Below are 13,950 nucleotides of genomic sequence, written 5' to 3'. Positions count from 1 at the left end.
CTCAACCGAGCGATAGACAGCCCTGCAGCGTCTGGAAATCTCCAGCGAAAGCGAGACCGCCGGTGCAAGTGGGTGTGCTGGTACCGGTCACGTTCACCGTGGCTCCCGGCCCTGCGATACCGATTGACAGTCCAGGTCGCATGCCGACAGTGTCCACCTGCGCGCCGGGGCCTACCGCGATGGCAGCGGGTCCCGACAGGAACTGCGACGACGATGTCGCGGTGCCGCCGTTCATGGCGATCGCCAGCGACAGGCTCGTCGTGGCCGCGTCCGCATCGGCGCTGCCCCCGAAGCCGTAAGCGGCGGCCGCACCGCCGGCCTCGCTTCGGGCCGTGCAGGACGCCCCATCTCCAGCGCTTTGAACGGCCGCTGCGCCTGGCGCCGGGCACGAGGCCACGGGCGCCGCATTCGCGGTCGCCGTACCGGCGAGGGCGCATAGCGACGCTGCGCCCGCGCTGACCAGCAGCCCGATCGAGCGGGTAGCCGAGAAACAGAACATGGCAAGCTCCTTGTTGTCGATGGGCGACAGTCGCGGCCGCTGTCTGTGGTGCGGTCGATCGGCCTGAACCTCGAACCTGTGACGTATCACACTACGCGAAAAACGATGCAAAAGCGATGCAGATTGGGCGACGCATCCGCCGCCAACCTGGTTCCGAGATCCGGTCAGGGCACAAAGCAGCAGGTGCAGGGACCTTCGGCTCTCGCTGAGCGACCGCGCCGGTGGCAACGATGGACCGATGATCCCCGACGCGGCGATTTCGGTATCCGGTCTGACCAAGTCGTTCGGCCGCACTAGAGCGCTCGACGACCTCGACCTGACAGTCCGCGTTGGAGAGGTCCATGGATTCCTCGGGCCGAATGGGTCGGGAAAGACGACGACCATCCGGATCCTGCTCGGCCTGGTGCGTGCTGATGCCGGGTGCGTTCGCCTGCTCGGCGGTGACCCGTGGAAGGACGCGGTCGCTCTGCACGCTCGACTCGCCTATGTTCCCGGCGAGGTGACCCTGTGGCCTGGGATCACCGGGGGCGAGATCATCGATCTGATGGGCAGATTGCGTGGTGGCCTCGACCGGCACCGTCGCGCAGAGCTGCTCGAGCGCTTCGATCTGGACCCGACCAAGAAGGCACGTGCCTACTCGAAAGGCAACCGGCAGAAAGTGGCGCTGGTCGCGGCGCTGGCCTCGGATGCCGAGCTGCTGCTGCTCGATGAGCCGACCGTCGGACTCGATCCATTGATGGAAGCGGAATTCCAGAGGTGCGTCCGCGAGCTCGTCGCGTACGGACGCACCGTCTTGTTGTCGAGTCACATTCTGGCCGAGGTCGAGGCGCTGTGCGATCGAGTGACCATTATCCGCAGCGGGCATGCCGTGGAAAGCGGAGCACTCGATGAGCTCCGCCATCTCACCCGCACCACAGTGACGGTCAGAACCGATCGTCCCGCCGTCGAGTTGGAAACGACGGCCGGGGTGCACAGCCTGGTGATGGACGGCTGCCATGCGCGCTTCGAGGCCGAGGCGGTGCATCTGGACACCGTGTTGCGGGTGCTGTCGGAGATCGGTGTGCGCAGCCTCACCAGTACCGCCCCGACGCTCGAAGACATCTTCTTGCGCTACTACGCGGAGGCCGACAGGCCCGCCGAGGTGACGTCGTGATCGTCGCGGCCGGCGCCCGACCCAGCAGCTTCGCGGGCACCGGCGCACTGCTGGCTTTCGCACTACGTCGAGAGCGTTTCGCCCTGCCGCTATGGTTGCTCGGACTGGGGGCGTTGATGACCATGCAGTCGGTGGGCAGCCAGCGCTTCTACGGCACTCCCGAAGAGCTGGCCCAACTGCGGGCCACCCTCGGAGCGAGTGCGGCCGCGCTCGCCACCGGTGGTCCTGCGCGGCTGCTCCACAGCGTCGGCGGCGAGGTGCTGTTCGAGATCTTTGCCTACCTGGCCATCGTCGCGGCCTTGATGAACATGTTCTTGATCGGCCGGCATACCCGTTCCGACGAAGAGACCGGGCGGGCGGAGCTGGTTCGATCGACCCGGGTCGGACGACGGGCGCCGATGGTGGCGGCCCTCGCGGCGGCTGCCACAGCCGACGTCGCGGCCGGGCTGGTTGTCTTCGCCGCCGCGGCGGCCAGCGGGCTGCCCATCCACGGGTCCATTCTGGCCGGGGTCGCTGTCGGCGGCATCGGTTTCACCTTCGCGGCGGCAACGTGCGTCGCGGCACAGATTTTCGAGAACCCCCGCAGTGTCTATGGGTCGATCACAACGGCCATTGCCGGAGCGTACGTACTGCGCGCCGTCGGTGATGCCGGCGACAGCGCGGTGGCCTGGGCGTCGCCCATCGGATGGGGGCAGCGCACCTACCCGTACGTCGACGACCGATGGTGGCCGGTGCTGTTGTTCGTCGTAGCATCCGCTGCACTGGTGGGCATCGCGTCGTTCCTGCTGGAACGCAGGGATTTCGGCGCGGGACTGCTCGGCTACGGCACCGGCCGCGCAGGCGCGTCGGTGTTGCTCGGTTCGCCGCTCGGCTTGGCATGGAGGTTGCAGCGGGCTGTGCTCGCAGCCTGGTGTGGCGGAGTCTTCGCGCTGGGCGTTGCGTACGGATCGTTCGCCGACAGCATCGAGCAGTACCTGGCAGATAATCCTGCCATCGCCGCGTACTTGCCGGGCGGCGTCGAGGATGCCGTCGACTCCTACCTCACGTTGACGATATCGATCACCTCATTGCTCGCCGCCGCCTACGGAGTCGCCGCCGTTCTGCGAGCTCGGACCGAGGAGGTCGCCGGCCGAGCCGACACCGTCTTGTCTGCCCCGATCGGGCGAGGTCGATGGTTGGCGAGCCATCTTGCCGTTGTGCTGCCCGGGACTGCCCTGGTGACGGTCGCCGGCGGATTCGGTGCGGGAGTGTCTTACGGAATAACCACCGGCGATCCGGCGCAACCGGGCAGGCTCGCTGTGACAGCACTGGTGTATCTACCCGCGGTGTGGGTGATCATCGCTGTCGCGGTGGCCGGCTTCGGATGGATTCCGAAAGGGGCGGCGGTGCTGGCATGGGCAGTGTTTGCCTACTGCGTCGTGGTGCTGCTCTTCAGCGCCGCCTTCGACTTGCCCGGCTGGTTCGGCGACGGCTCACCGTTCCGGCACACACCGCAGGCTCCGCTCGAAGAAGCCGCCATGGGTCCGTCAGCGGCGTTGCTATCGGTTGCGGGTCTCCTGCTCGCAGCGGGTTTCGCCGGCTTTCGGCGCCGTGACGTCACCGTCTGACGAACAACGATGCCGTCGGCACGGCACGCATCGACACACCAGGCGTCCACGTGTTTGTTCCTCGTGGGTCTGTTGGTACGCCCGGAGCGCGGCCGCCGCTGATCATCGTCGACGGCTTCGCGGTGATGGCTGCGTGCAGGGTGTTGCAGTACGCGCGGCAAGCGTGACCAACGCACCGGTGAGCACCGTTTCCAGGTGCTCACCGATACCGCACGATCAGAGCTTCTTGGATCAGGGCTTCTTGGTGGACAGATACGTCGAGACGATCACCATCGCCGCGAAGATCACGGCAATGAGGACAGCCGCTACCGACCAGCTCATGACAGGCTCCTTTCGTGAGTAAGGACAGTGGACGATCTTCTGCGAACGCTCGGTTCAGAACGAGGCGTGGTTTCACCGGCCGGGTGAGGTTCCCGGCCGAGCCGACTGCGCGACAAACCGGAAGCGGCGTCCGCGCATTGCGGCTCCAAGAAGCGCGACGGCCGACCCCAGCAACCCGAATGCCGGTTGGAGCCAGTGGACCTGGCCGATGATGATCGGCTGGACACACACCCAAGCGAGGAGCATTATCCCGCTGAGCATCGCCATGGCGGGAACTGTGGCGGGTCTGGCCACCGCCATCGCGCAGGTCGACGTCATCGGGATGCCGACGACGATCAACAGCAGTGTTCCAGCGAGGGCAGGGCTCTGGAGAGGTACCCGCTCGGTGACGTCTCGGCTGAGATCAGCACCGCCCCCGACGAGGCCGACGAATCCCGCGATGGCCCAGAAGGCGATGAACCCGGACACTGCGACCAGGGACCATCGCGCGATCTCGGAGGGCGGAGCTTCGATGTGATGGGTCATCAGTCCACGATCGCGCGCCGCGGCGATGGTCCACAGTGCCGGAAGTCGTCGCCACCAGGGTCGAAGGTGACCGGGTTACGTTTCCAGTGCCACTTCCCATACCTGGCCTGGCCCCATGTCGCGTTCGATGCCTTCGACATGGACGCGAATAGGGGCCGCAGCACTCGGATGGAGTCGGAGAGTTACTCGCGTGTGCGTGACGGTGATGGTGATCGGCTGCCCACGGTAGGACACGGTGAACTCTGCTTCGCTGAGCTCAGCAGGCAGCACTGGGTGCAATCGCAACATGTCGTGACGCGTCTCGATGCCGCTGTAGCAGCGCAGGATCATGTCGGCGGTCCCCGCCATGGCGCCGATATGAACGCCTTCGCGGGTGGTCCCGCGCTGGGTATCGGCGAGATCGGCCTCGAGCGCCTGGGTGAACAACCACCAGGACATGGCGCGGTCGGTGCGTGCGAGGACCCATGCGTGTGCCAGCCGGCTCAGTGTGGATCCGTGGCTGGTTCGGCTGATGTAGTAGTTGACGGTGCGGGGGATGAGATCGGGCGGGAGTGCGTACCCGAGGTGCTCGAACATCTCCCGTAGCTCTTCGGCGGAGAACAGGTAGAACAGCATCAGGACGTCGGCCTGTTTGGAGACCTTGTAGCGGTTGGTCGTGTCGCCCTCGGCCTGCAGGATGAGATCGAGGCGTTCGATGTGTCCGTATCTCGATCTGTATGCTTCCCAATCGAATTCGTCGAGGCCTTCGTAGCCGTCGAACTGGCTGATGATGCCGTCGTGGTGGAACGGCACGCGAATCCGGCGGCTGATCCGGTCCCACTGTGACGGCTCGTCGGGGCGCAGCCGGAGCCGATCCCACAGGGGGCCGCAATCGTGGCCCTCCAGGAGAATGATGATCTCGCGGGCTCGGCGTAGTGCCCACGATGCGAGCACATTGGTGTAGGCGTTGTTGCGGATGCCTTCACCAGGGCGGCCGGGGTATCCGTCGTGATACTCGTCGGGTCCCATGATGGCGCAGATGTCGAAACGGTCGTCTTCGGAGTTGTGGACAGCAAGATCGGCGAACAACCGCGCCACCTCGATGATGATCTCTGCACCACAGTCGACGAGGAATCGGCGATCGGCAGTCGTCTGGTAGTACTGCCAGACGCTGTAGGCGATGGCGAGACCGACATGGTACTGGCGCCGTGAGTTGTCGGGGATCCACTGCCCGTTTCGCACGTTGAGCAGCATGCTGGGGGTTTCCTCACGCCCGTCGCTGCCGCTCTGCCAGGGAAATAGGGCGCCTGCCAGCCCTGCCGCGCGAGCGTTGGCCCGGGCTCGGTCCAGTCGGCGATACCGGTATTGGAGGAATGAGCGGGTGACCTCTGGGCGGCGCAGAGTCAGCATCGGATAGACGAACAGCTCGTCCCAGAAGATGTGGCCTCGGTAGGCCTCACCGTGCAATCCGCGAGCAGGAAGGCCTGCGTCGATATCGGGGCAGGCCCGGATCGTGCTCTGCAGGACGTGGAAGACATGCAGGTTGAGTGCCAGCCGATGGTGCCGGCCGTCGACCAGCTGGATACCGAACCGATCCCATAGTTGTGCCCATGCCGCTACATGAGCTGCCAGTAACTTTGCCGGGCTCGGTGCCTGCTGAATTCGGAATGCTGCCTCCGATCCGGCCGCCGACAATGCCCGATCCCGGGAGGTCACCGCCGCCGCCGTCTTCTCGACGACAACGGGGACGCCCGCGCGCACGCCGATCGTGAATGAGTGACCTGGGCACCCATCATCCTCATGAACAACGGCCTCGATCTGATCGACGCCTACCACTCGTGTCCGGGTCGCGGTCGCGATCGTGACGGCAGATTGCGTGGTGGTCGCCTCATACACCAGGGTGTGAGCGTCGATCGCTCGGTAGCCACCGGGCCGCAGATGATCAGCGCTCAGTGCCCGGTCGGCGGCTACGTTGCGATTGGATACCCGTCCGTTGATCGCGGAAGTGATTGTGATTGTGCCGGACCAGTTCTCGGCCTCGATCGTCAGTTCGACAACGGCCAGATGCGGATCGGACATCGAATGAAACCGGCGCGTGGTCACCCGGGTCAACCTGCCGTCGTCGTCTCGGTATCGGTCGATGCAGGTCAAGACCCCCGCCCGCAGGTCCAGGTTCTGGTGGTGGGCGACCATGGCGGGTGTGCCGGGCAACAGCTCGGCTCCGTCGCTGCGTCGGATGGTGAGGTACGCCCAGTCGGGTGCGTTGACCAGATGCTCGGTTTCGACAAGGCGTCCGGCGATCTCAGATGTGCGGCGGTTGTATACGCCGGCGAAGTAGGTACCGGGGTAGTGGATGCTGTCGGCTCTGGTGCCGGGAAACGCGCCGCGTGAGGCCCAGTAGCCATTACCTGTGGTGCACAGGGCTTCTCGCGTTCCTTGTTCGGCGGGATCGAAGTCGTCGTAGATGAGGTTCCAGCCCCCGGGGCCGGCTCCGGCCGCGCCGGCGCCCCACCGATGTCGTGGCCGGTGCGGATAGCCGGCTTGCGGCACCAGCGGCAGGTCGGTGAGATCGGTGACGACGATGTCGGCGCCTGCGGCGTCCAGCTGCGCGCCGGTGCCGGTGTGGTCGACGCCCACGACCAGTCCGAATCCGCCGCTGGCCGCGGCCTGGACACCGGCCGTGGCATCTTCGAGGACGACCACCTCGGCAGGCAGGCAGTCGAGACGTCGCGCGGCCTCGAGGAACATCGCCGGATTCGGCTTTCCGGGCAAGGACAGACACAGGGCATCGGTTCCGTCGACGCGCACGGTGAACAAGCCGGTGATCCCCGCGGCGTCGAGGACGGCGGCGCTGTTGCGGCTGGCGGTCACCAGCGCCGTAGGTACGCCCGCGTCGCGCAGGCCTTCGAGCAGCCGCGCGGCATCGGGAAAGACCCGAACGCCCGAGCGGGCGAGTTCGTCGGCGAACAGCTGCTGTTTGCGTGCTGCCAGCCCGGCGACGGTGAGCTGATCCGGCCCGTCGTCCGGGCTGCCGGCGGGAAGGCTGATACCACGCGACGCCAGGAACGCGCGGACACCATCTTCGCGGCTTCGTCCGTCGACGAGCTCGCGGTAGTCCTTGATGGGGTCGAACTGCGGTCGGCCGTCGCCGCCGCTCAGTGCGGGTAGTACGTCGTTGAAGAGCACGGTCCACGCTGCGGCATGAACGGCGGCGGTGTCTGTGACGACTCCGTCCATGTCGAAAACAACCGCGGCATACCCGTTGGCGGTGCGAACGCGGGCAGTCGGTTGCTCGTCCAGGCGCATCATGAGCTGAACCCGCCTACCTTCGGTGGATCGGGGAATGATCCGGGCTGTGCACACCATCGATCGTGCCTGCGACCGACGAGCAAGAGAAGTGGCTTTGGTCCGTGAATAACACACAGATCGGCAGATGCGCCGACGACGGCGCGGTCGGACAATGCTGAAATGAGGGCGACGCGTCTGCTTCCCGGTCTGGAACAGCTCCAGCATTATCAGCGTGGCTGGCTGCGCACCGACGTCCTGGCCGGAATCACCGTCGCCGCCTATCTCGTGCCGCAAGTGATGGCCTATGCGACGGTGGCGGGACTGTCGCCGGTCGTGGGGCTGTGGGCTGTGATCGGGCCGCTGGCGGTCTATGCGCTGCTGGGCACCTCGCGGCAGCTGTCGGTGGGCCCAGAATCGACCACCGCGCTGATGACCGCTGTCGCGCTGGCACCGCTGGCCGCCGGGGACCCGAGCCGATACGCAGCGTTGGCGGCAGCTCTCGCGGTCGTGGTCGGCATCCTGTGCCTGGTGGGTGCGACCGCCAGGTTGGGCGTGCTCGCGGATTTGTTGTCCAAACCGGTGCTGGTCGGCTACCTGGCGGGGACCGCGGGCATCATGATCGTCGGCCAACTCGGCTCGGTGACCGGAGTACCGGTCGACGGCGAGACCATCCCCGCGCAGCTGCGGTCCTTCGGCGCGAATCTATCCGCACTGCAGTGGCCGACAACTGTGCTGGCAGCAGCTGTGCTGGTCGGCCTGCTGCTGATCGCACGATGGGCGCCGCGCGTGCCCGGCCCGCTACTCGCGGTTCTGCTGGCCTCGATGGTGGTCGTGGTGTTCTCGTTGTCGGACCACGGCATCGCGACGGTCGGATCGGTGCCGGCGGGTATCCCCGTTCCCGGCTTCGCGGGAGTCGCTGCCTCGGACCTGGCGCAGCTGATCCTTCCGGCAGTCGGCATCGCCGTCGTGGGGTTCTCCGACAATGCGCTCACTGCCCGCGCCTTCGCCGCTCGGCACGGCTGGCATATCCAGGCCAACACCGAGCTGGCGGCCTTGGGAGTCACCAACCTGGCCGCTGGCGCTCTGCACGGTTTCCCCGTGAGCTGCAGTGGTAGCCGCACAACGATCGCCGATTCGATGAATGCCAAGACCCAGGTGTATTCGATCACCACGCTGACGGCTGTGGTGGTGGTTCTGATCGGCGCCAGGGGAGTGTTGTCGGCATTTCCGACCGCTGCGCTCGGAGCGTTGGTGGTGTACGCCGCGATCCGACTGGTGGACGTTCCCGAGTTTCGGCGCATCGGCCGCTTCCGCCGCAGTGAACTGCTGTTGGCGCTGGCCACGCTGATCGCGGTCCTCGTCCTCGGTGTGCTCTATGGCGTCCTGATTGCCATCGGGTTGTCGATCTTCGACCTGCTCCGCAGGGTGGCGCGCGCCCATGACGCCATACTCGGATTCGTACCCGGCGTGCCGGGGATGCACGATATCGACGACTATCCGCAGGCCGAGCCCGTGCCAGGCCTGCTGATCTACCGCTACGACGCTCCGCTGTGCTTTGCGAACGCCGAGGATTTCCGGCGCCGCGCGCTCGAGGCCATCGACCAGCAGGCCACCCGTGCGGGGGCACCGGTGCGCTGGTTCGTGCTCAATGCCGAGGCCAACGTCGAGGTCGACCTGACGGCTATGGATGCCGTCGATGCGCTTTGTCGTGAATTGCGTTCGCGTGGAGTGTGTTTTGCGATGGCCCGGGTGAAGCAGGACCTACGAGACGACCTCGATGCAGCCGGGCTCACCGACTTGATCGGTGCGGAGCGGCTGTACCCCACTCTCCCGACCGCAGTGGCTGCGTACCGTGCCGAGCTGGGCAAAGACCCGCGGGAACCACTCATCAACGACGGGCAGCGTCGTGCGGCCGCACAGTCCGGCCGGACGGCCGGACAAAGCTCAGCGGGGCGAGGCGCCAGGGCCGGCGCTCGAGCGACCGGACCCGGACCCGGTATGGCCGGGCCTGCGGACGCCGGCGCCCCACCACAGCAGCCGCAGCGCGATGGCGAGGTATAGCGCGACCGCCAGGTAGACGAGTGGTCGGCCGTAATCGGTAGCCCACCCACGGATCTCGCCAGACGCACCGACCGCCGCCGCGAGCATGAGCACAGCGATGACCATCGTCGGCGCACCGAGTGGAGCCGCGGGATCCGGCGGTGTGCCGGCATCGGCGGCGGCCGCCGGTCTACCGCGGCGGTGGTGCGGAAGAGGAACAGTCACTTGTTGTCTCCGTGGTCTTGCTGCGTAGGGGGCGCGTGCGTTGCCGGCGCACACGGCTCACTGGTTCCCGAGGTCGCGGGCGATGATCAGCGGGCATTCGGCCGTGTGCAGCACTGCTTGGCTGACCGATCCGAGCGTCATCCCGGCGAACCCGCCGCGTCCGTGACTACCGAGGACGATCAGCTGGGCCGATTCCGCCGCGCGGAGTAGTGCGCGGGCGGGGCGGTCTTCCACCACCACCTGTTTGACACGCACGTCGGGGTACTTCTCCCGGTATCCGGCGATGCTCTCCGAGAGCAGCGCTTCGCCCTGGGTCTGCATATCGGGGCGAGGGTCGTATCGGTTGAATTCCGACCAGGCGTGCACGGCGATGACGCCGGCGCCGCGAGATGACGCCTCTTCGAACGCGATCGCAATAGCGCGGGCGCTGCACTCGGACCCGTCGACGCCGACGACGACCGGGCCGCGCCACTCGCGGGAATCGTCGGGGATGACGGCGACCGGACAGGTAGCGTGCCTGGCCAGCGCCGTGCTGACCGAGCCGAGCAGGGTGCGCCGGAAGGCACCAAGCCCTCGGCTCCCGACGACCAAGAGCCGGGCCGAACTGCCTCGGTCTCGTAACACCGGGATCGGATCCGCACCGACGACCACGGTGGTGACGTCGATCGAAGCGGTCGCCGCGGCGGCTTCGGTGGCGATGTCGGCCGCAGCGGCGAGTACCGTCTCACCATGCTTGCGGAGGCCGTCGTAGTCCAGCGGTGGCCCGGACAGGCCGGGCACGAAATCGACGGGCGTACCGATCGCGTAGATCAACTCCAGCCGCGCGTGGTGGCGCGCCGCGTACTCGGCCGCCCAGCGGACGGCGACGAGCGACTGCTCGGAACCGTCGGCGCCGACAACTACCGGTGGATTCGTGAGTACGGACATGCGCTGGCCTTTCTGTCCCGTGCGGCCCTTCCGCCGGATACTCGAAGGCTAGGCAGGAAATCCGGTGATCGCGCCGGTCCTTGGTCACCGCGATCGAGGACCAATGGCGACGCGTGCACCACCTCTCCGGGTTTCGGGTCTTTCCGTCCACAGCTGTCCGAAGTCACCGCAGGATGGGCCCTCATGCCCTTACCGGGTGAATCCCGCAGTGCCACGGTGGAGACAACACATCGGATGAAGGACGGACATCATGGACCGCGGATTGCCTGACGACAACACCGTTGAGGCGGTACTCGCGCTCGCCGGCCGCGCGCCGTCGGTGCACAACGTCCAGCCTTGGCGCTGGCGCATCGCCGATCGAAGTGTCCACCTGTATCTGGACGAGGCGCGGGCGCTTCCGACGACAGACCCCGACCAGCGCGATCTGATTCTCAGCTGCGGAGCTGCCCTGCACCATCTGTCGGTCGCTTTCGCAGCGATGGGCTGGGCAACGGTCGTCCACCGACTGCCGAACCCGGACGATCCGAACCACCTCGCAGCCGTGAGCTTGGTCGCTCACCGGGCGACCAGCCTCGAAATCGAGATGAGCGCAGCGATACATCGCCGGCGGACCGATCGTCGCCACTACACCTCCTGGCCGATCCCGCCCGGATACCACGGGTTGCTGTCCGAGCGGGCGTCGGCGTTGGGAGCGATCATGCGGCCCGTGCGGGACCGCGACCGTGACTTGCTGGTGGCGGCCGCGCGCACCGCGGCGCGCGTCCACGCCGCCGACCCCGAGTACCGGTTCGAGCTGGCCCTCTGGTCGGGCAGGCACGGCAGCCTGGATGGTGTACCGGCACGCAATGCCCCGATAGCGCGGTCGGGCGATGAGCTTCCTGCTCGCGCGTTCGCGGCGCCTGGACTTGCCGACCCCGCCGAAGAGCGCGATTACGCCGAGCTGCTGATGTTGGGTACCTCTGCCGACGACCGGGTGTCGCGTTTGCGCGCCGGCGAGGCCTTGAGCGCCGTGCTCCTCACCGCAACGAACATCGGGTTGGCCTCATGCGCGCTCACCGAACCGCTCGAGATCCCCGCCCAGCGTGCGAAGATTCGGTCGGACATGCTCGGCGGAACGTGCTATCCACAGGCGTTCATCCGAGTCGGCTGGGCGCCGACCAGCAATGAGCCGATTCCCGCGACGCCGCGCCGACCGGTCGCGGAACTGCTGTACCCGCGCGACGTCGATTGAACCGCCGATGAACAAAGCCCGCCGGCCGGAGGCGGGTGCCCCTGGCCTCGACCGGGTGAATGATCCTCGCTCCTCGCCCGCGTTTCTGACCTCGGCGGCCGCGCACGCACACCGGGATGTCCCGGTCGCCCACCCCGAACAGACTGTCGGGCGGGTGCTGAGCGGCCTACAAGGCAAACGGTTCGCGAGTGCGTCGGTGATCGCGGTCTGCGTTGGTACCCGGCTCGCCGGATTGATCACCATCGAAGAGCTGCTGGCCTCCGATCCGGATACTCGGGTGGATGCGGTGATGGACCCGGACCCACCCGTCGTCGCCGGCCACGAAGATCAAGAGCGTGCGGTCTGGAAAGCGTTGCACCACAACGAGGCGGGACTGGGAGTCGTCGATTCCGAAGGCCGATGGCTGGGCCTCATCCCGCCACAGCGGCTGCTCTCGGTACTGCTGCAAGAACACGACGAAGATGTGGCCCGCTTGTCGGGGTATTCGGCCTCGACCGCGGGCGCTCGGTCCGCGTCAACCGAGCGGGTCGGCCGCCGGCTGTGGCACCGGTTGCCGTGGCTGTTGTTCGGCCTGGTCGGCGCGATGCTGGCAGCCGGGGTCGTCGACGCTTTCCAGAATCAGCTACAGCGTGAAGTGCTGGTGGCCTTCTTCATACCGGGCGTGGTCTACCTGGCAGATGCTGTCGGTACCCAGACCGAGGCCTTGGTCATTCGCGGAATGTCGGTCGGTGTCGGTGTGCGCAGCATCGTGTGGCGCGAGACCGTCACCGGCGTGCTCATCGGCGCCCTGATCGCGGCCGCGGCCTACCCAGCAACCCTACTGTTCTGGGGCGAGCCTGCAGTGTCTCTCGCCGTCGCCCTGTCGTTGTTGGCCGCCTGCTCGGTAGCGGCGGCCGTGGCGATAGTGCTGCCCTGGCTGTTGTCGAAATTCGGAGTCGATCCGGCGTTCGGTTCCGGTCCTGTGGCCACAGTGGTGCAAGATGTCCTCTCGATTCTGGTCTATTTGTCGTTCAGCACGGCCATCGTGGGTTGACCACGTCCGCACCGGTCCCGGTTACCGGCGATGGACGACCATCACCGGGCAGTGCGCGCTCTGGACCAGGGCGTTGCTGGTCGAACCGAGAAGCAGTCCGGCGAAACCGCCACGACCACGACTGCCGGTGATCACGAGCTGGGCCGATTTCGACCATTCGACCAAGTGATGGCACGGTCCCGACATATAGAGCCTGCATCTCACGGTCACGTCCGGATATTTGTCTGCCCATCCGGCCAGCTGCTGGGCCACCAGGTCCTGTGCCGCGGATTCCGCCCGTCGATCGGAGATGCGGTCGGGCAGGCCGGCGAACCACCCGAATCGCAGATCACTCCAGCAATGGACGACGACGAGTTCGCAGCGACGTTCATTGGCCTCGAAGAAGGCCGCGGCCACCGCGGCGCGGCTGGATTCGCTGCCGTCGACACCGACGACCACCGGCCCCGTATGACGGGTCTGCTGTTCGGAGCCGGTGTCTCGGACGACCACGACTGCGCCGTGCGCATGCGCGCATACGGATAGCACCGTCGAGCCGAGGAGACCTCCGCCGCTGATTCCCCACGCGCCGATGGCGGTCAAGTGCGCAGTGGCGGACTGCTCGATGAGCACACGCGCGGGCGTACCGTCCACGGAAGCGGTGTCGATTCTCAGCCCTGAGTCGACGGACTCGGCCAAGCGCTGCGCGGCCGCCAGGCAATCGACGCTGTGCTCGCGCATGGCTTCGCGGACGGGCGAAACGATCAGGTCATACGGCTCGAGTACAGCCGTCGCCGCGGCCAGATCGACTGCGTGCACGATCCGCAGTCGACGGTCTCGCGCGGCCGCTGTTTCCGCCGCCCAGCGCACAGCGAGGTCGCCGGCTCCGGAACCGTCGACGCCGACCACGATCGGCCATCGCTCATCATCGAAATCCCGCGTGGGCATGGGAGGGTCCTTCCACGATTGCTTCGAACCATCAGGCTATGCAGCGCAGAGGCCGGTCCGCGCCGGGCGGAGGTCCTCTCCGGGCGGGTCATAAGCCCTCCTGATCTTCAGGTGGTGCCGGTAAGTCCCTACCTGAGGTGACTTCCTTCCCTGTCGCGCGACCGGCCCGCGGCGCGAAGCTCGATGCAGCACAACGGT

At 66.8% G+C, this 13,950-nt stretch carries 9 protein-coding genes and 1 pseudogene; 5 read left to right on the top strand and 5 right to left on the bottom strand.

Features of this window, described 5'->3' with window-relative positions:
* Nucleotide 1: 1 nt before the first annotated feature.
* Nucleotides 2–499: a DUF6764 family protein gene (locus tag AC4HOU_RS00680; RefSeq protein WP_490723985.1), complete on the bottom strand. Its 498-nt coding sequence runs from the start codon at nt 497–499 to the stop codon at nt 2–4.
* 238 nt (nt 500–737) lie between these two features.
* On the opposite strand from AC4HOU_RS00680, the gene AC4HOU_RS00675 reads away from it, so the two are divergent.
* Both AC4HOU_RS00675 and AC4HOU_RS00670 read left to right on the top strand, forming a co-directional pair.
* Nucleotides 738–1,652 carry an ABC transporter ATP-binding protein gene (locus AC4HOU_RS00675; RefSeq protein WP_194982217.1) on the top strand — a complete coding sequence of 305 codons (915 nt, stop codon included), beginning with the start codon at nt 738–740 and terminating at the stop codon, nt 1,650–1,652.
* Complete coding sequence (locus tag AC4HOU_RS00670) at nt 1,649–3,259, top strand: ABC transporter permease (RefSeq protein WP_490723984.1); 1,611 nt, start codon at nt 1,649–1,651, stop codon at nt 3,257–3,259. Before AC4HOU_RS00675 ends, AC4HOU_RS00670 begins: the two co-directional genes overlap by 4 nt.
* Before the next feature lie 393 nt (nt 3,260–3,652).
* On the opposite strand, the gene AC4HOU_RS00665 is transcribed toward AC4HOU_RS00670, so the two are convergent.
* Together AC4HOU_RS00665 and AC4HOU_RS00660 are read right to left on the bottom strand one after the other, a co-directional pair.
* Nucleotides 3,653–4,105, bottom strand: coding sequence for a hypothetical protein (locus AC4HOU_RS00665; protein ID WP_130916803.1), 453 nt, complete (start codon nt 4,103–4,105; stop codon nt 3,653–3,655).
* Between the two features lie 75 nt (nt 4,106–4,180).
* Nucleotides 4,181–7,390, bottom strand: coding sequence for a beta-phosphoglucomutase family hydrolase (locus AC4HOU_RS00660; protein ID WP_490724239.1), 3,210 nt, complete (start codon nt 7,388–7,390; stop codon nt 4,181–4,183).
* Nucleotides 7,391–7,552: 162 nt separating this feature from the next.
* On the opposite strand from AC4HOU_RS00660, the pseudogene AC4HOU_RS00655 reads away from it, so the two are divergent.
* Nucleotides 7,553–9,232 (top strand): annotated as a pseudogene (locus AC4HOU_RS00655) (SulP family inorganic anion transporter); the annotation flags it as partial.
* Between the two features lie 462 nt (nt 9,233–9,694).
* On the opposite strand, the gene AC4HOU_RS00650 reads toward AC4HOU_RS00655, so the two are convergent.
* A complete protein-coding gene (locus AC4HOU_RS00650) occupies nt 9,695–10,564 on the bottom strand; it encodes a universal stress protein (RefSeq protein ID WP_194987000.1) in 870 nt (289 codons plus the stop codon).
* 250 nt (nt 10,565–10,814) lie between these two features.
* On the opposite strand from AC4HOU_RS00650, the gene AC4HOU_RS00645 reads away from it, so the two are divergent.
* Together AC4HOU_RS00645 and AC4HOU_RS00640 are read left to right on the top strand one after the other, a co-directional pair.
* Nucleotides 10,815–11,795 (top strand): Acg family FMN-binding oxidoreductase, encoded by a 981-nt coding sequence (locus AC4HOU_RS00645; protein ID WP_194982222.1) that lies wholly within the window; start codon nt 10,815–10,817, stop codon nt 11,793–11,795.
* 55 nt (nt 11,796–11,850) lie between these two features.
* Entirely contained in the window at nt 11,851–12,828 is a 978-nt protein-coding gene (locus AC4HOU_RS00640) for a magnesium transporter (protein ID WP_490723983.1), read from the top strand.
* Nucleotides 12,829–12,849: 21 nt separating this feature from the next.
* Here the strand turns inward: AC4HOU_RS00640 and AC4HOU_RS00635 are convergent, their stop codons facing one another.
* The gene (locus AC4HOU_RS00635; RefSeq protein ID WP_490723982.1) at nt 12,850–13,752 is read right to left on the bottom strand and encodes a universal stress protein; all 903 of its coding nucleotides are present in this window, start codon (nt 13,750–13,752) and stop codon (nt 12,850–12,852) included.
* Nucleotides 13,753–13,950: the final 198 nt, after the last annotated feature.

It is taken from the genome of Nocardia sp. JCM 38205 (assembly GCF_058222935.1).
The sequence above is the reverse complement of the archived record's forward strand: the minus strand, read 5'-3'. Positions and strand labels throughout refer to the sequence as shown.